This window comes from Bhargavaea cecembensis DSE10, assembly GCF_000348905.1.
Classification (GTDB): Bacteria; Bacillota; Bacilli; order Bacillales_A; family Planococcaceae; genus Bhargavaea; species Bhargavaea cecembensis.
The window spans coordinates 209,235-225,445 of sequence record NZ_AOFT01000003.1; the positions used below are offsets into that span (position 1 = coordinate 209,235).

At 50.7% G+C, this 16,211-nt stretch carries 16 protein-coding genes and 3 riboswitches; of the genes, 2 read left to right on the forward strand and 14 right to left on the reverse strand.

Annotation, left to right across the window (positions count from 1 at the left end):
* Position 1: 1 nt before the first annotated feature.
* The 4 genes from C772_RS04615 to C772_RS04630 all read right to left on the reverse strand — a co-directional run bounded on the left by C772_RS04615 (position 2) and on the right by C772_RS04630 (position 4,172).
* Entirely contained in the window at positions 2-730 is a 729-nt protein-coding gene (locus C772_RS04615) for an ABC transporter ATP-binding protein (protein WP_008297806.1), read from the reverse strand.
* 29 nt (positions 731-759) lie between these two features.
* Entirely contained in the window at positions 760-1,593 is an 834-nt protein-coding gene (locus C772_RS04620; protein WP_008297808.1) for an ABC transporter permease, read from the reverse strand.
* 7 nt (positions 1,594-1,600) lie between these two features.
* Complete coding sequence (locus tag C772_RS04625; protein WP_035001395.1) at positions 1,601-2,593, reverse strand: aliphatic sulfonate ABC transporter substrate-binding protein; 993 nt, start codon at positions 2,591-2,593, stop codon at positions 1,601-1,603.
* Between the two features lie 83 nt (positions 2,594-2,676).
* Positions 2,677-2,784, reverse strand: a riboswitch (SAM riboswitch).
* Between the two features lie 70 nt (positions 2,785-2,854).
* Positions 2,855-2,966: riboswitch (SAM riboswitch) on the reverse strand.
* Between the two features lie 99 nt (positions 2,967-3,065).
* The gene (locus C772_RS04630; RefSeq protein ID WP_008297812.1) at positions 3,066-4,172 is read right to left on the reverse strand and encodes a D-TA family PLP-dependent enzyme; all 1,107 of its coding nucleotides are present in this window, start codon (positions 4,170-4,172) and stop codon (positions 3,066-3,068) included.
* Between the two features lie 156 nt (positions 4,173-4,328).
* Here C772_RS04630 and C772_RS04635 point away from each other — a divergent pair, with 156 nt between their 5' ends.
* Both C772_RS04635 and C772_RS16050 read left to right on the forward strand, forming a co-directional pair.
* On the forward strand, positions 4,329-4,715 hold the full coding sequence (locus tag C772_RS04635) for an FAS1-like dehydratase domain-containing protein (protein ID WP_035001486.1): 387 nt from the start codon (positions 4,329-4,331) through the stop codon (positions 4,713-4,715).
* Positions 4,716-4,873: 158 nt separating this feature from the next.
* Positions 4,874-5,761 carry a restriction endonuclease gene (locus C772_RS16050; protein ID WP_008297817.1) on the forward strand — a complete coding sequence of 296 codons (888 nt, stop codon included), beginning with the start codon at positions 4,874-4,876 and terminating at the stop codon, positions 5,759-5,761.
* A 208-nt stretch (positions 5,762-5,969) separates the two neighbouring features.
* Here C772_RS16050 and C772_RS04645 read toward each other — a convergent pair whose 3' ends face one another.
* The 10 genes from C772_RS04645 to C772_RS04690 all read right to left on the reverse strand — a co-directional run bounded on the left by C772_RS04645 (position 5,970) and on the right by C772_RS04690 (position 16,054).
* A complete protein-coding gene (locus C772_RS04645; RefSeq protein ID WP_268743599.1) occupies positions 5,970-7,328 on the reverse strand; it encodes an LLM class flavin-dependent oxidoreductase in 1,359 nt (452 codons plus the stop codon).
* A 72-nt stretch (positions 7,329-7,400) separates the two neighbouring features.
* Complete coding sequence (locus C772_RS04650; protein ID WP_152419692.1) at positions 7,401-8,699, reverse strand: MFS transporter; 1,299 nt, start codon at positions 8,697-8,699, stop codon at positions 7,401-7,403.
* A 31-nt stretch (positions 8,700-8,730) separates the two neighbouring features.
* Positions 8,731-9,951, reverse strand: coding sequence for an acyl-CoA dehydrogenase family protein (locus tag C772_RS04655; protein WP_008297820.1), 1,221 nt, complete (start codon positions 9,949-9,951; stop codon positions 8,731-8,733).
* A gap of 250 nt (positions 9,952-10,201) precedes the next feature.
* Positions 10,202-10,306: riboswitch (SAM riboswitch) on the reverse strand.
* 193 nt (positions 10,307-10,499) lie between these two features.
* Positions 10,500-10,934 carry a YugN family protein gene (locus C772_RS04660; RefSeq protein ID WP_008297821.1) on the reverse strand — a complete coding sequence of 145 codons (435 nt, stop codon included), beginning with the start codon at positions 10,932-10,934 and terminating at the stop codon, positions 10,500-10,502.
* 68 nt (positions 10,935-11,002) lie between these two features.
* Complete coding sequence (locus C772_RS04665) at positions 11,003-12,409, reverse strand: vWA domain-containing protein (protein ID WP_008297822.1); 1,407 nt, start codon at positions 12,407-12,409, stop codon at positions 11,003-11,005.
* An 11-nt stretch (positions 12,410-12,420) separates the two neighbouring features.
* Complete coding sequence (locus C772_RS04670; RefSeq protein ID WP_008297823.1) at positions 12,421-13,578, reverse strand: AAA family ATPase; 1,158 nt, start codon at positions 13,576-13,578, stop codon at positions 12,421-12,423.
* Between the two features lie 153 nt (positions 13,579-13,731).
* Positions 13,732-14,214 carry a RidA family protein gene (locus C772_RS04675; RefSeq protein ID WP_235046368.1) on the reverse strand — a complete coding sequence of 161 codons (483 nt, stop codon included), beginning with the start codon at positions 14,212-14,214 and terminating at the stop codon, positions 13,732-13,734.
* Positions 14,215-14,219: 5 nt separating this feature from the next.
* Positions 14,220-14,573, reverse strand: a complete 354-nt coding sequence (locus tag C772_RS04680; RefSeq protein ID WP_008297825.1) for a VOC family protein — start codon at positions 14,571-14,573, stop codon at positions 14,220-14,222.
* A 164-nt stretch (positions 14,574-14,737) separates the two neighbouring features.
* Positions 14,738-15,367, reverse strand: coding sequence for a DsbA family protein (locus C772_RS04685; RefSeq protein WP_008297827.1), 630 nt, complete (start codon positions 15,365-15,367; stop codon positions 14,738-14,740).
* Between the two features lie 48 nt (positions 15,368-15,415).
* Positions 15,416-16,054, reverse strand: coding sequence for an NAD(P)-dependent oxidoreductase (locus C772_RS04690; RefSeq protein WP_008297828.1), 639 nt, complete (start codon positions 16,052-16,054; stop codon positions 15,416-15,418).
* Positions 16,055-16,211 lie beyond the last annotated feature (157 nt).

Below are 16,211 nucleotides of genomic sequence, written 5' to 3' on the forward strand. Positions count from 1 at the left end.
CTCAGGACCGGCTCAGGTCCAGACTCTCCAGTATGTCGGTCTTCAGTTCCGCAAGACGGGTGCTGCCGCGAGGTCTCGGCCGCGGCTCCCCGACGCTGATTTCATGCACGACCTCTCCCGGCCGTCCGCGCAGGATGACGATCCTGTCGCAAAGGTATAGCGCTTCGTCGATGTCATGGGTGACGAGCACCATCGTCGTGCCCGCCTCTTTCCAGATATCGAGCAGGAGGTCCTGAAGCTGCATCTTCGTGAAGGCGTCCAATGCGCTGAACGGTTCGTCCAGCAGCAGGACCTCAGGAGAAGTGACGAGCGCCCGGGCAATCGCGACGCGCTGCGCCATGCCGCCGGACAGCTCCTTCGGATACAGATTTTCGCTGTCCCCGAGCCCGACTTTCCTGAGAATCTCACGCCCTTTTTTCTCCTTCTCCCCGGCCTTGCCGGTCAATCCGAATGTGACGTTTTCCAAAACGGTCAGCCAGGGGAATAGCCTCGGCTCCTGGAAGATAAACCCCGCGGACTCCTGCACGCCGTCCACCAATTTGCCGTTCAGCCGAATCTCTCCGTCATAGTTTCCGTCCAGGCCCGAAATCGCCCGGAGCAGCGTGCTTTTCCCGCAGCCACTCGTGCCGAGAAGACCGATGATCTCGCCCTCCCCTGCGGACAGATTGACATTCCGGACCGCTGTCTGGCCGTCGAATGTGCGGCCGACGTTTTTCAGTTCAAGTGCCATGGCCGAGGCCCCCTTTCACGTTTTACGATTTATGGTTTAACCGCGCGGTCCTGATAGTGCAGGGCGCGCTCTTCGATGATTTTCAGAATCCAGTCGGACAGCTTGCCGATGACGGCGAACAGGATGATGCTCGCGATGATCGTCTCCGGGGATAGCGTGTTCTGGCCGACGACGAGCAGGTAGCCGAGCCCCTGGCTTGCGCCCATCAGTTCCGCTGCGACGACGAACATCCAGCCGAGTCCGAGCCCGCTCCGGAGCCCTGTCAAAAACGACGGGAGCGCCGCCGGCAGGATGACCCGCGTGACAAGCTGATAGGCGTTCAGGCCGTACATGCGGCCGACTTCGATCAGCTTCCGGTCGACTCCGGCGATGCCGCTCACCGTATTGAGGTAAACCGGGAAAAACACGCCGACCGCGATCATCGTCACTTTGGACGGTTCGCCGATTCCCATCCAGAGGATGAACAGCGGCACCCATGCCAGCGACGGGATCGAACGGAAAGCCTGGATGGTCGGGTCGAGCACATGCTCCGCCTTTTTATAGAACCCGACGACGGAACCGAGCACGACCGCGACAAGTGCCCCGATCAGAAAGCCTGCGAATACGCGGTAGACCGTGATGCCGACATGGCTCCAGAGGGAACCGTCCTGCGCCATTCCGGTGATGGTCGACAAAATCACGCTCGGTGCCGGCAACTGGTAGGCCGGAAAGACTCCTGCCCGGCTGAGCGCTTCCCATACGATGACGAGGGCGAGCGGCAGGATGCCGCCGAGCAAGACCTTTTGGGCACCGCCCTTTTTGGCGTTCGCTTTATCCTTTGTCTGCCGGCTTGTGCCGGGGATCGATATCGCCTGTTTCACCATTTTCCGGTCACTCCTCTCCGATCGCCTTCTCCGCGAAGGCCGGGTCGATCAGTTCATCCGTCAGCTTCTCCACATCCGCGTCCGGCTTGATGACTTCACCTTCCTGCAGAATCCGTCCCGCTTCGATCAGGGCTTCCCGCTGAGCATCTCCCGGAACCGGTTCGGAGAAGTCGTTGCGTTCCATCTGGATTTCCGCGACTTCAAGCGGGATCTCCGCTTCTTCCGCAAGCAGTTCAGCAGCCTCTTCCGGGTTCTCAAGCACCCACTGGCGCGCCTTCTCGTAAGCCCCGATCACCCGCTCGACATGCTCCGGATACTTTTCCGCAAACTCTTCGCGGACGTTCAGGAAGCTGTAAGTGTTGAAGTCTTCGTTCCGGTAAAACAGCTCCGATCCGGACTCGACTTCGAGCCGCGCCATGTGCGGGTCAAGGCCTGCCCAGGCATCGACCGCTCCCGTCGTAAGGGAGCTTGCGCCGTCGCCGTGCTGCAGGTTCACGATTTCCACGTCGTCAGCTGACAGGCCGGCCTCATCCAGCGCCCGCAGCAGGAAGATGTACGGGTCCGTGCCGAGCGTCGCTGCGATTTTCTTGCCCTTCAGGTCTTCCACGCTTCCGATGCCGGATTCCGGGTCTGTGACGAGTGCCGTCCATTCCGGCTTCGAGGCGATGTAGACGTTTTGGATCGGTGCGCCGTTCGCCTTCGACATGAGCGATGCCGCTCCGGCCGCCGAACCGAAGTCGACGCTGTTGCTGTTCAGGAATTCCAGTGCCTTGTTGCTGCCCTGGCTGAACGCCCACTCGACCTTGATTCCGTCTTCCTCAAATTCCTCCTCCAGCCAGCCGAACTTTTTCAGGACCAGACTTGTCGGTGAGTAATGCGCGTAGTCCACGCGGATCTTTTCCGGGTTGCCGTCTTCCTCCGCGTTTGATGATGAGCATCCCGCCAGTGCCAGTAGTGCCGCCGCTGCCAGTCCGAGCAGTTTGATTTTCGTGTTTTTCATGTGTGTCCTCTCCCCTTCGTTGTGTATGTATGGATTAAAAAAAACGCCCTCTTCTAAGAAGAGCGCGCGGGTTTCCCGTTCTCTTCTTATCTCTTGGGAATTGCTTCCCACAGGAATTAGCACCTTTCCAGACATTGTCTGGTGGTTGCCGGGCATCGTCGGGCCAGTCCCTCCGCCGCTCTTGATAAGAATTCGTTATTCAGTTTTGATGGGATACGAAAAGCCTCCCTGAATGATCAGAGAGGCCGAATGTCCCGTTCTCTCTTATCTTCCCGGACAAACGGATGTCCGGCTGGATGTGGCACCTTTCAGGCATCGCCTGAAGGTTGCCGGGCTTCATCGGGCCAGTTCCCTCCGCCGCTCTGGATAAGAATATTTTGATTTGATTGCCATCTTACAGGAAGAATCTTCATCGGTCAACTCGAGATTTCTAAAATGGTAAAATAGTCGGAAACTTAGGCCTTTGGACCAGTCAGTTTAACTTTCCTCTGGCCTCGACCGGTATTTCGTCGACAACTCCGTCCCCCGAGACGAGCCAGGCGCGCTCATGCAGGTTGCAGACCGGACAGATATGGTTCGGGATGATCCGGACCTTGTCGCCGATCTCCACCTGGCGGCTAAAGCCTTCATTGTAGATGATGGCATGCTCGTCGAATACGCCGTCGACGAACACATCGTCGAACTCTTTGATTTTCCCGAGTCCCTTGGTGGCCGTGATGCCGGCTGTCCGGGTCTGGGCGGTGATGCCCTTCGCCCCGACGTCGGTGATCACACGTTCGCGGGTCGGTTTGCTGATGATGGTTGTCAGGATTGTGGCAGCGCAGCGGCCGTAGTCACCGAGCACATTCGACTGGGAGGCATCCATGAACACATACGTGCCGGGCCGGATCTCCGTAATGCCCTCGGGGATGTTGAAACCCAGCAGGAACGGCGGCGTCGAACCGATGCTCACGGTTTCCGGCTCCATCCCCGCTTCCCGTGCGATCTCCGCGAACCGCAGCGTCCGTGCCGATGCTTCTTCGAACAGTTCCCGGCACTGTTCCGCACTTTCCGCCTTGTACGTATGGCCGTCATGAGAAAAGACGCCGCGGAAACGGACGTGTTCACTGCTGCGGATTTCTTTTAGGAGCTCGTGAAAATCAGCCTCTTCGATGACCCCCGATCGCTTCTCGCCTACTTCGATCTCCACAAGCACCTGTGCCGGCTTTTGTGCGCCCCGGAACACCTCTTCGATCTGTCTGATCTGGACCGGGCTGTCCACCCCGAATGAGATATCAATGGTCTCCGCTAGTTTCCGGACTCGCTCGAGCTTCGTCTTGCCGACGACCTGGTTGGCGATGAAAATATTGTTCAGACCCCGCGCCGCCATCACTTCCGCTTCTCCGGTCTTGGCGACAGTAATGCCCGATGCACCCGCTTTTTCCTGCATCTTGGCCACAACCGGCATCTTGTGCGTCTTCGTGTGGGGCCGCAGTTTCACTCCGTTTGCATCGGCATATGCTTGCATCGAGCGGATATTTTCGAGAAGAATTTCTTGGTCTATCAGCAGTGCCGGCGTGTCCAGCTCCTTGACATTCATGTCCCTTCCTCCTTTTTATTTAAAATAGTCTATTAACATTGTCTCGCAAACATGTAGCCCTTGGCAATGGACCGCCCCGGACTGCTACAATTCTTTACAAGGAACGCCAGTAAACTGAAGGGGGAATCATGCATGAGGGAGATCGGGGAAACAAAGATGGGGATCAAAGCGGGGGATGTGATCCGATTCGAGCGGACATTTACCAAGGAAGACGTGGAGCTGTTCACGAAAGTCTCGAAGGATGAAGGCGACCACCACGTCCAGCCCGATGAGCTCGATCGGCTCATCGTCCAGGGACTGCTGACTGCGACACTGCCCACGAAAGTCGGCGGCGACAATAACGTGCTCGCCCGCACGATGAACTTCGAATTCTTCCGGCCCGTATTCACCGGAGACACGATTGTCTGTGACGTCACCATCGAGCAGCTGGAAAAGAAGGATGAACGGAAAACCACGATCTACGCGACATTCCGCTGCGAAAACCAGCATGGGAAGCAGGTACTCGGCGGGAGTTTTGGTGGAGTGATTTTGACGGGGGATTAAATTGAACATTCGATAACAAGGTGACTCCGGAAATGCACCGGAGTTTTTTGATTGCGATCGAGCCCCTATCTTACCCGTTCATTTTCCAGAACTTTACTTGTACGGTCAGCATTTCATTTTGGACACCCTATTAACAACAGAGGGAAGGGAGTCCAAAAATGAAAAAGAAACGTGGAAGAAGAAAGAGCACAGATGCTTTTACATCCAAAATTCAGATGACAAACCTTCAAAGAGTTTTCATTATGATATTTGGTATGTGGGTAGCTTATGAAATAAGAATCAGCCAATATGAAATAATCCAACTCCTTGTATTTGGTATTGCCTTGGTTTCAGTTAATGTTGTGTTATTTTTCTTATTCGGGCTACACAAATCTTTTCGTCGTACACGCCATGTTGAGTACTGGAAATTAAGAGAAAAATCAATCCTGGCCCTTTATACCTTTTTGGCAACCACGATGGTGGGAATAGCATTTAAATTATTGTGGTTGTTAATTCCCGTATACTTCATTTGTCTGCTTTACGTAGCCGTTAACAAAGTAAAAATGGCCATTAAGAACATGAAATCAATGCTTCCATCATCACTCTTCTCCAATAAAAACCAAAAGATTGAACATTTCTCCCTTGTAGAAATCGACCAGATGTCAGGAACAGAATTTGAAGTCTTCCTTTCCGAATTATTTGATGGCTTGGACCATTATGTTGAAATCACTCCCCATACTGATTATGGAATTGACTTAATCACTATAAAAGGAAAGGTTAAAACCGGTATTCAGGCAAAGTGTTATGGTGAAGGGAAAACCGTTGGGGTTGCGGCAGTTAATGAAGTTTGTGGAGGAGCGGGGCAATGGAAAGTGCAAAGAAAGATAGTAATCACTAATCGCTATTTCAGCAAAAAAGCAGAGATATCCGCAAAATCAAATCAAGTTGAATTGGTTGACCGTGATGGCCTACAGAAATTAATTCAGGAGTACCATAATAAAAAAGCCCGAAGGAAAACTCCTCGTTTCCTCCGGCTTGACTACCGAGACAAAGATAAGAGCGCTTGAAAACACCACCATATTAACGCGCAGTAACTGTGCGATATGGTTTTTGCAAACATTGATTGTGAAAGTACACCATCGTCTCGGGAAAGTACACTAAGGACGCCCGAAAAGCATAAAAAACGCCTGTCCTCTCGGGACGGGCGTTTTTTAGTAAGCTCACATTAAACAGGCAATCTCTTAATCACCTTCAAGCTGGCATCACTTGTCCGATTTATTGTGCCGGTATGGTTTCTTTCAGGTTGGATTTGCCCGGGTGATGTTTAGGGAGCCGGTCTTTTCCTGTGAGGTTGGCTCGTAGTGTACGGCCTCCGTACTCTTTTTGAACCAGGCCACGATCTTGCAGAACAGGAACCACATCGTTGACAAAATCTTTAAATGTTCCGGGTGTCACTGCATAGGCAATATTGAATCCGTCGACGCCGGCTTCATTGATCCACTGTTCCATCGTGTCGGCTATTTTTTCAGGTGTGCCTACCGCAACCGGGCCGATGCCGCCCACACCGACGAACTTGGCTACCTCTTCAACGGTCCATTGCTTATCCGGATCGATCTTGGTGAATGTCTCGATCGCAGAGTGTATCGCATCGTTTTTGACAAACCGAAGTTTTTCTTGGGGTTCGTAATCCGAGAAGTCGATCCCCGTCCAGCCTCCAAATAAGGCAAGTGCCCCCTCGTAGCTTGCATGCTTCTGATAAGATAAAAACTTTTCTTCAGCTTCAGTTTGTGTCTTTCCGACAATCGGGGTAAACAGACACAACACCTTGATTTCGTTGGGATTCCGACCGAAGCTTGCTGCTTCCGCACGAAGTTTTTCGACGTAACTTTTTGCAATTGAAATAGTCGGTACACTGATAAATACACATTCCGCATGCTGTGCTGCAAATTTGCGGCCCCGTGAAGATGCGCCGGCCTGATAAATTACGGGGGTCCTCTGCGGAGAAGGCTCGCTCAGATGTGCGCCAGGCACTTTGAAGTGTTTCCCTTCATGCTGAATATCATGAACCTTCTCGGGGTCCGTGTAGAGATTTTTTTCTGCATCACGGATGACAGCGTCGTCCTCCCAGCTACTCTCCCACAATTTGTAGCATACCTCCAAATACTCTTCAGCAATTTCATAGCGTTCGTCATGGCTGATTTGTCGATCCAATCCTAAGTTGACCGCAGCGCTGTTTAAATATGAAGTCACGATATTCCAGCCGATTCGGCCATTTGTCAAATGGTCCAACGTGGACATCTTGCGGGCAAAGCTGTACGGATGTTCATAACTTGTGGAGGCTGTTACTCCGAACCCCAGGTGTTTGGTCACGCTCGCCATCAGCGGGACCACAAACATTGGGTCATTTAATGGAACTTGTGCTGCCTGCCGCACAGCTGCATTCCGAGAATTTTGATAAACATCATAAGTTCCCAATACATCAGCGAGAAAAACGGCATCAAAACGTCCGCGTTCCAAAATTTGCGCGAGTTCCATCCAGTAGTCCATGTCGGTATAACGATGTGACTCGTCATCCGGATGTTTCCAGAGTCCAGGGGATTGGTGACCGGCACAATTCATGTCAAAAGCATTCAAGTATATCCTCTTATTTGTCGTCAAAAGATCTCCTCCGATATGATTTATACGCAATGATTCACAGTTCCTTATTTATCGGGCAATGGCCGTCCGGCCGGCAGATTTCGACTGAACCTGGGCATCCGTTTTCAACATCGGTGTCAAGGCAAAACTTGTGAGATAAAGGATTCCAAATGCCCAAGCCACTCCCTCCATTCCAAATGCGGCATTGGCCACTCCAACAATGACTGGTCCGACAAACGAACTGAGCCCAGCCCCCAAGTTCAAAATAGACATGGCGACCCCTTTGTCTTCAGGAGCCAATGAAGGCAAAATCGCCGACAATGGGGTAAAGGCGGCGATTGCGCAACCGAAGAAAACAGCAACGCCCATGGCCACACCGAAATGATTTCCGTATGCGAGCGGAACATAGTAAAAGACAACACAAGCAATTGCCGATCCGACACACCCAAACCATCTCACTACAAACAACCATCCGACCTTATCCCCAATCATTCCCCAAATCACGTTGAATACCATGTTGCTGAGAGAACAGACCGACCAGATCAGTAACCACTGCGAGGTTTCGAATTGTAAAACAGAGGTGAAAAACACCGGTAAAATGACTACATACCCGTACCATGCCGATGTGTTGATCGTGCGCAAAATTCCGCCCGCAGCCACTTTCGGCCGCTTCCACAAAATCGTGATGCCTTTGGAAAGTACTGAAATGGTTTGCCTTGAATCTTTTCCCCCGATCGGGTTACCGTCAATGTCCTTATCATCAACAGCCAAGATTCCAATCACTCCGCCAAGAATGATCCATATGAGCGACGACCACAGGGTACCCATATATCCAAATACATCTATCACGATGCTGGGATAAAACGCGCCCAAAAATCCGATACCTCCGGAAAACATAAAGAAGAACCATCCCATTGCTGTTGCCAGCTTATGCTCCTCGGTAATGTAGGCCACCCAAACGATAAACGCGAAAGCAAACAATGGATATCCAAAACCACGTATGCCATACATCAGCAAAATCATTAGAAGGTTTTGCTGTCCCAGACCGAATACGAGAAAGCCGATTTCAAACAAAACCCAAATTACCAATCCTGCTAACATAATCCGTCTCGGTCCGTAGGCTTCTGAGAGAACGCCTGCCAGCCAGGAACCGAGCGCAAGAGTAATACCGTAAATGCTGAAGACCAAAGCCGACTGGTCAATGCTAAAACCTAAGTCGACCATATATTTGGATAGAAACGCCTGTTCAACTCCATCCCCTGCCATAAATATGAGGATGGCCAGCAATCCGATCAACAGCCTGACGGGATAACCGAATAAACGGCGGCCAGATAATGCGGTTTTTGGTTTTATAGCCTTCGCCTCCAATCAATTGTTTTAACCTGCAACTCCGACCTGCTCAGAAATAAACATTTTCCGGTAAGAGGACTTGATTGATGTGATAATTTCCAATCGCTCTTGCTTTGTACAGAGTCGGGTTATGGGATGAAAGCGTGCGGATATTTCGCCAATGCCGATCGAGGTTCGCTGATTGTCTGGTAGCAGAAGCTCCTCCGGCTTCAAACAGCAGGGTTGCCGCCTTATGTGCGAAATCCTCAATCGCGATCTTGGCTTGCGCCGCTTTCAAGGAAGATGAATGCCGCGCAATGAGGGAATCGGTACCCGCCAACGAAACGTCGTCAATACTTTTTGCTGCGGCAAGCACAATCGATTCCGCTGCAAACGCATAGCTTGAAAGTCTGCCGACCACTTCCTGAAGCTGCACATCTTGTTTAAGGTCATCTGAATTGGAGTGGAAGAAGGCACGCTTTCTTTTTCCGATCAGCTCCACTGAATCCGTTACGATATTTCTTAGGATGCCGGCAACAATGCCCTGTAGGTACAGTTGTGGCAGTGCCTGATATTTTTCTGTTTCCCCACTGGTAACAAATATTTCACTTTCATCTACAGATACATTCTCAAACCTTGTCGTTCCGCTGCCTGTAAACTTCTGGCCAAACCCGTCCCAATCATCCAGCATCGAAACACCCTTTCTTGTGACAGGAACAATCACCTGTCGGGGTGTTTCCCCTAACATTGCAAGGACAACTGTATAATCCGAGTAATAGGTTCCTGTACTGAAATACTTCTCACCGTTCAAAACATAGCGGTTCCCATCCCTGGTCAGTCTTGTGTTATAGATGCCGCCTCCGGCAGCATGCTTGGAGTTTTCGGTATATGCATTGCCAAACAACGCTCCCTGACGGACTTCCAGTAACATACGCTCTTTCAATGCGGTATCCGGTGCCTGAAGCAAACTTTCTACAAATAGGAAATGCGAACGCAAGATATGGGCAACGTCCGGATCAGCTTCAGCCACCCTGATAATTGTCTTGAACAGATCGACAAACGAAGCACCAGTGCCCCCTTCGTTTTCAGGTAATTGAATAGCCCCCAAACGATATTCCTTTACCAAACGGATTGCCTCAAAAGGATGCTCACGCTCTTCACTTGCATTCCGTTTCTGAAAATCCGCCGCAATCGCTCCTATTAATTCTTCAAACTCCTTCGACAGCACGTCCGGTGCTTTCACCAAGTCTAAAGAACCTGACAAACTCCCTGTGCCCTCCAAATAACTCATGTTGACTCCCCCTTTTGTTGGTTGTTACTTTGATCAGATTACAGTGCCCAATACTTCTCCAAGCCAATTAACGATACAAATTTCCTCCTTTCACGCCCGAGAAAAAAATTTTATAAACCTATAGGAATAGTAGGTTTTATGATTATAAAAATCCCTCCAAATTATTCGCACCTCCCCAAATTGAACAAACAAAAATCCCCTTCTCAGAATAAGAAGAGGATTGTTTTACAGCGTCATCAATTTAATTCTCTTCTTATATTTCAGCATTAGATGCTGCTGGAATTAGCACAGTTCTCAAATTGAGTCTGTTGCTGAAGCTTCGCAGGGCCAGTCCCTCCACTTCTCTATATAAGAAAGGCATTTATTCAATTGTCGGTCGGTTCGTTGATAATCCGATCATAACAAGGTGAAATATGGAAATCAACCTTTTTTGAAAATTCAGCACAAATTACCTATTCAGATTGCCGGATTTTCAAATGGTATGGGTTAAAATGGCCAAGCCAGACCCGAGGACTATTGCAAGCTATGTTCAAAACGGACACTGCTTTTCAGCTCGTTTTCAGCAATCCCTGCGAATGCATGCAGTCCATGAGATCTTCTACAGCCATTTCTCCCGCATGAATCCACCTGTTTTTATTCGTGATGTTCCCGTCTTTGTCCACCGGACTCTGGAACTGGCTAAAACCGGTTGCATCCAGCAGGGAACTTCCGTCATGTTCCAGCCCAAGATGCACCACGTGCTTGATCACGTATGGTGTTCCGAACCGGATGGTGGCAAACGGGTGGTCCAGCTGGCCGTCCACGACGACGAACGGAAGCCGGACATAGATGGTTTCGCCGCCTTCCTGGCAAAGGATATGGTCAAAGCAGCCATGGTCATAGTCCCAGTTTCCGCCCATATGATAGCCGAGATCACGAATGCAGTCGCTCACAATGCCGTAAGATGCCACTTGCCCTTCAAGTTGTGTCTGAAGCTTCAGCATGCTGTCTCCTCCTCTGAGTTGTTCCTTTTCAGCATTTACAAAAGGAGAGGAGAGCATACCCGTTCAGCTTACACTTCAAAGGCAGTAAAGCTGCCTTCTTCGTTGAAATCACTGACCTGGACCACCCGGTCGGTGAACGGTTCGACCGATTCGGGATTGGTGCCGATGAGCATAGACAGCACCTGGAAGGCCTTCTCGCGTTTTAATTGGTTGAACCGCTCCAGGAATTCATCCGTTACCTGATCTTCACCGTCCGTGACAAACACAAGGTCCGCCTCTTTAAAGCGGCTTTCGCCGATGACCTCCAAAGCTTCACCGAGGGCAAGTTCGAATTTTGTCCCGCCTCCCAGAAAGGCCTCGGCGAGCTTGACAATTTGGGACGCTCCGATGTCGCCTTTGCTGAATTCAAACTGCCGGACCTGTGAAGAAAACAAGATCAGGCACAGGTCCCGCTTCTGTCTTTTCGCAATCGACATCAAGGCAAGGACAAACCCTTTTGACTGTGTGTCCAGCTCCCTCATGCTGTCCGACTGGTCCAGGCAGATGACGATCGGGCCCTTATTGAGAGGTTCGGGTCCTTTCAGTTCAAATTGCATCGTCTGCCTTTCCGAGAAGCGCCGGAGGAAATCCATTTTCGTCATCGGATGCGTATAGAGGCTGAGTTCGACCGGAAGCAAATTCTCGACGTCAATCCCGGTCGTGACGCCCTGCCTGGCCACCGACTCGGTCTGCTTTGCCTTTTGCTTTTTCCGGGCTGTCTGCTTAAAGCGCCCCGCCCAGTCCGCGATTTCCTTCAGCCTGCGGTCGGTTGAGATTTTCTCCGCCAGGTAGATCTTGTCGCGCAAAGGGACTTTTCTCAGTTCCGCATCGCCGCTTCCCGCGCGGCTTCCGCCAAGAAGGGACTTCAGCCATTCTCCGCCCTGCTGGGCCTCGTCCCGAGCCTGGTCCATCGACTGCCGGAAGCTTTCCAGATTGAATTCAATCGTCTGCTTGAGCTTTTCATTGAATTCTTCCAGGCTTTCCGCGAGGGCTTCCGGATTAGGCTGGTCTTGCTGCCGGTTGAACTGTTCCCGGACATTCCGGAGCTGCTCCCTCAGGATCCGGTCTTTTTCGGTCTGCCGGACGAGCCATTGGTGGGCCTTTTCACCGGTTTTGAGCGTGCTGATCGCGGAAGCCCAGTCATTTAGGCGGGTGAAATGCCGAAACGACTCAAAGGACGGATCGGCCATGATCGCCTGCATGACCTGTTTGTTGGCCGCAAGGGATCCTGTCACTTCTTCATCAGTAAGTGCCGGCTTCATTTTGTACAGGGAAGCCCAGATGTCCCCAAGCAGCGGCTCGAAACTCGGCATGACCGCTTCATCCCTGAGCTCTCGGAGACCCTGTGACATCTCCAGAATCTCCTTGAATCGCCTCTTGTCGAACGCGTCTGTGTTCAGTACAGACACATTCTGTTCGGCTTTCGTCTCCCTCATCCGGAATCACCTCACATTCTGTAGTAGATCCCGGACGTATCCTGGCCAGTTTCTCCGTCATACATCGAGTGCACGGCGAGTTCCTGCTGCATCGACTTCACTTTCAGGAGGACCGTATCGATTTCTTCGCCTCTGCCTTCATGGCGTGCTTTCAACTGATCCAGGTCTGCCTCCAGCTTTTTCAGCTTCTGGGAGGCTTCCATGCCATACTCGGCCGACTGATCCTTCCTGACCCGCTCAAAGATGTCCTTGGCCTCATGTTTCAGCGAATCAAGCGTCCTGACCAGGGCGTCCTGGGCGTGTTTGCGTACGATGATACATACGGCCTCTTTCTGGTCGGTCGTCTCCCAAAGGGAATGTTCGAGAAGAATCAGGTCTTCCGTCAGCACGGTCTTCCGCTTGTTGATCAGTGCCCTCGCCTGCAGGAGGGATAATGACTGCTTGAACCTGCGGTCGGAAGGTCGGATCCCCTCATCCCGGAGCTCGTTCCTTATTTTCACTAGGGCCGTATAGACGTCGTCCTGGATGGCGACCTGATCCGTCAGATGCTGAAGGTCGATCAGTTCCTCCAGGGTCATCGTCGGCATCTGCTGATGTTGCCCCGAGTCCTTCATCATCGCAATGAAATTCGCTTCATCGGCGATGTAATCGACTTCAAACCGGAGGAGAAAACGGTCGAACAGGGCTTCAAGCCCCTCCCCGTCTTCCGGAAATTCGTTGGACGCCCCGATCACCGACATAAGCGGCACCTGAACCGGAGCACCGTCATTGTAAAAGACCCGCTCATTCAGCAGGGTCAGCAGGCTGTTCAGGATCGCACTGTTGGCTTTGAAAATCTCATCCAGAAACGCCACATGCGCCTCCGGCATCTTGTTTTTCGTATTCCGCTTGTAGACGCCCTGCTCCAGGTCCTTCAGCGACAACGGGCCGAACAGCTCCTCCGGCGTGCTGAACCTCGTCAGCAGCCACTGGAAGTACTTCGTCCCCTGAATCATCTTTGAAAGCTCCATGACCAGCGCGGATTTCGCCGTGCCGGCAGGACCGATCATGAGGATATGCTGCCGCGCCAGCGCCGCAACCAGGATTGCCTCGATCTCGGCTTCGCGCTCCTGGAACCTCGCATTCAACGCATCTTTGATTTCATCTATTTTTGTAAGATTGTTTTCCATCTCACCACTGCTCCTGTCTCATGCTGTCTGTATGCAATCAGCGTTTCCACCTTTCTCATTCCCTAATCTGGAAAGCAGTAAGCCATTGAGGGCTGCCCATGGCCAAAAAGAAAAACGCTCAATCCCTTGGGACAAGCGTTTTCGAATCCACGTTTATTCTGCCGGAATATCCACTGCAAAAATAAACTCAATCTCAACCGGGGTGTTGTCCGGCAGTTCCGCCGCACCAATGGCAGAGCGGGCATGACGTCCTTTCTCGCCGAAGATCTTCACCAGCAGTTCGGAAGCCGCATCGAGAACTTTCGACGGTTCATAAAATCCGGATGCCGTCTGGACAAAGCCGGTCACCTTTAATACCCGCTCCACCCGGTCCAGGCTTCCGATTTCTGCCTTCAGTACGCTGAGCCCTTTCAGCACGCAGTACTCAGCGAGTTCACGGGCCTGCTCAACCGTTACATCTTGACCGACCTTTCCCGGATACGGCACACTTCCATCAATCCTCGGTACCTGGCCGCTCATGTATGCCGTCCCATGGTGGATCGTGACCGGCACATAACTGTACAACGGCACCACTGCCTCCGGAAGCTCAAGGCCCAGTTCTTTCAGGCGATATTCAATCTTTTCGATTTCTGACACCCCCTTTAACATTTGCATACCATCAAAACGTTCCCGTCAGGATCTTTGAAGTTAAAGTAATGATGATGTTCGATTGGCGTGACCATTTCAACGTTTTTGTTACTCATATAGCTGAATGCTTCTTCAATGTCATCAGTTTCAATGTGGAAGGGTGGCGTCTGAAACACTCGATCCTTAGCATAAATTTTGCTGTCCAGCACAATCCCTGTACCTTGCATAGGGATGACGTAAAGATGCCCAAACTGAATGTCACCATCAGCTTTGAGCCCTAAAATGTCACAGTACCAGTCTCTCGCTTTCTCGATGTTGCTCACGGGGATAAATACAGTTCCGATCCGTTTTAAAATGGGGTTTTCCATAAAGACCTCCGCTTAAATAGGATATTAGCCTATTTCGATTGTCGGTGGAAAATTCCCTCTTCTTTAAAAGCAAGAAGACTTCTTTCTGCAAAAACAAAAACGCCCACCCCATATGGGCAAGCGTTTTTGCGTGTCCCCTGCAGATGGGAACGTTTCGATAATCATTATGAAATGACACTTCGCAAACGATTCTCGATCTTCTCGGCGGTCATAACACCTCCGCCAAGCCCGATCAATTCGTCACCTTTTTGCAAAAGCAATGTCGGGTAGCCTTGGACACCAAGCTGCTGAACCTTTGCAAAGTCTGCATGGGCATCTTTGGTGGAAGCCACGTCCCCGAACCGTGCCAGAACCGCCTCTGGATCAAGATTGTTAGCAATAGCAATTTCCCGGTAAGTTGCTGGGTCGCTGAGACTCTTGCCTTCGTAATAAAACGCATGTTGTATAGACGAGGCTAAATAATAGGAACGTTCCGGTGCGAAGAAACGCAGTGCAGACAAGCCTTTAGCCGCCGCCTCGGAGTCCATAACAAACGTACCTTCTTCCAACAACCTTTGGTAAGGGGCGCCAAACTCTGCGCCCGTCAGCTGGCTGATTCTTTTATTTGCTTCTGGAATGTGTGGGAAAGAGGCTATTGGAAGCTTTTTATTATTTACGAATAGGCCTCCAGACAAGACGGTCAGGGCCAACTCTGGATGATTCTCATGAAAAGCTTGAAGGCTCTTCGAGAACCCATAACACCAACCGCAGTATGCATCCCACACATAGATCAGAGTAAGCTCCTTTGGATTCATAAAGATCTCCTTCAAAATTATTCGATCTGCGATTTATGCCGTCACTACTTACTCTGCCTCACCAACGACAGTAAAACGTTCGTTTATGTGCTGTGGTTTTTCAATTTCATCAATAACTGCAATGGCGTAATCCGCATAGCTGATATAGCTTTCACCTTTAGAATTCACTAGAAGATGATCTTTTCCTGACTGATAAGATCCAGTTCTTTTTCCTTCCGCATCAAATACTGCGGAAGGACTGAGAAATGTCCATGTAATACCAGTTGTTGTCTGTAATTCTTCAAAATTTCGGCCTTGGCCCTTCGCAGTCGGTTTCACGAAATCCGGAAATTCGGGTGTATCAATTAACCGAACCGTTTTATTTTCATCGACATACAGACTTCCAGCTCCTCCAACAACGATGATTCTTGTATCCGTTCCTTTTACTGCCTCAATAAGAGCATGTCCGGCATCGACATGTGCCTGCTCTTCACCAAGCGGCGCACCAAAAGCATTTACGACCACGTCAAACTGCTTAACATCATCTTGTGTGAGGTTCAAGAAATTTTTTTCAAGCACCGCAACATTTGTGTCTTTAAGTTTTGATTGATCCCTTACGATAGCCGTAACTTGATGTCCCCGACTAACTGCTTCCTTCAAAATAAGGCTGCCTGCTTTCCCGCTTGCACCGATAATTCCGATTTTCATTTTGTAGCCCTCCTGTATCGAGAATCAAGTTGTAATTAAATTGATTACACGTAATCATTTTAGTTACACGTCGATTGAATGTCAATATTTTATTATGATTAACTTTTTAAGTTATACTATGCTTGTAACCGAATGAATTACATGATGAATTATTGCT

Bases quoted from the DNA above. Each gene is read 5' to 3' on its own strand.
- C772_RS04615 (WP_008297806.1), bottom strand. From the start codon at position 730: ATGGCACTTGAACTGAAAAACGTCGGCCGCACATTCGACGGCCAGACA.
- C772_RS04620 (WP_008297808.1), bottom strand. From the start codon at position 1,593: ATGGTGAAACAGGCGATATCGATCCCCGGCACAAGCCGGCAGACAAAG.
- C772_RS04625 (WP_035001395.1), bottom strand. From the start codon at position 2,593: ATGAAAAACACGAAAATCAAACTGCTCGGACTGGCAGCGGCGGCACTA.
- C772_RS04630 (WP_008297812.1), bottom strand. From the start codon at position 4,172: ATGAATGTCAAGGAGCTGGACACGCCGGCACTGCTGATAGACCAAGAA.
- C772_RS04635 (WP_035001486.1), top strand. From the start codon at position 4,329: ATGGGGATCAAAGCGGGGGATGTGATCCGATTCGAGCGGACATTTACC.
- C772_RS16050 (WP_008297817.1), top strand. From the start codon at position 4,874: ATGAAAAAGAAACGTGGAAGAAGAAAGAGCACAGATGCTTTTACATCC.
- C772_RS04655 (WP_008297820.1), bottom strand. From the start codon at position 9,951: ATGAGTTATTTGGAGGGCACAGGGAGTTTGTCAGGTTCTTTAGACTTG.
- C772_RS04660 (WP_008297821.1), bottom strand. From the start codon at position 10,934: ATGCTGAAGCTTCAGACACAACTTGAAGGGCAAGTGGCATCTTACGGC.
- C772_RS04665 (WP_008297822.1), bottom strand. From the start codon at position 12,409: ATGAGGGAGACGAAAGCCGAACAGAATGTGTCTGTACTGAACACAGAC.
- C772_RS04670 (WP_008297823.1), bottom strand. From the start codon at position 13,578: ATGGAAAACAATCTTACAAAAATAGATGAAATCAAAGATGCGTTGAAT.
- C772_RS04680 (WP_008297825.1), bottom strand. From the start codon at position 14,573: ATGGAAAACCCCATTTTAAAACGGATCGGAACTGTATTTATCCCCGTG.
- C772_RS04685 (WP_008297827.1), bottom strand. From the start codon at position 15,367: ATGAATCCAAAGGAGCTTACTCTGATCTATGTGTGGGATGCATACTGC.
- C772_RS04690 (WP_008297828.1), bottom strand. From the start codon at position 16,054: ATGAAAATCGGAATTATCGGTGCAAGCGGGAAAGCAGGCAGCCTTATT.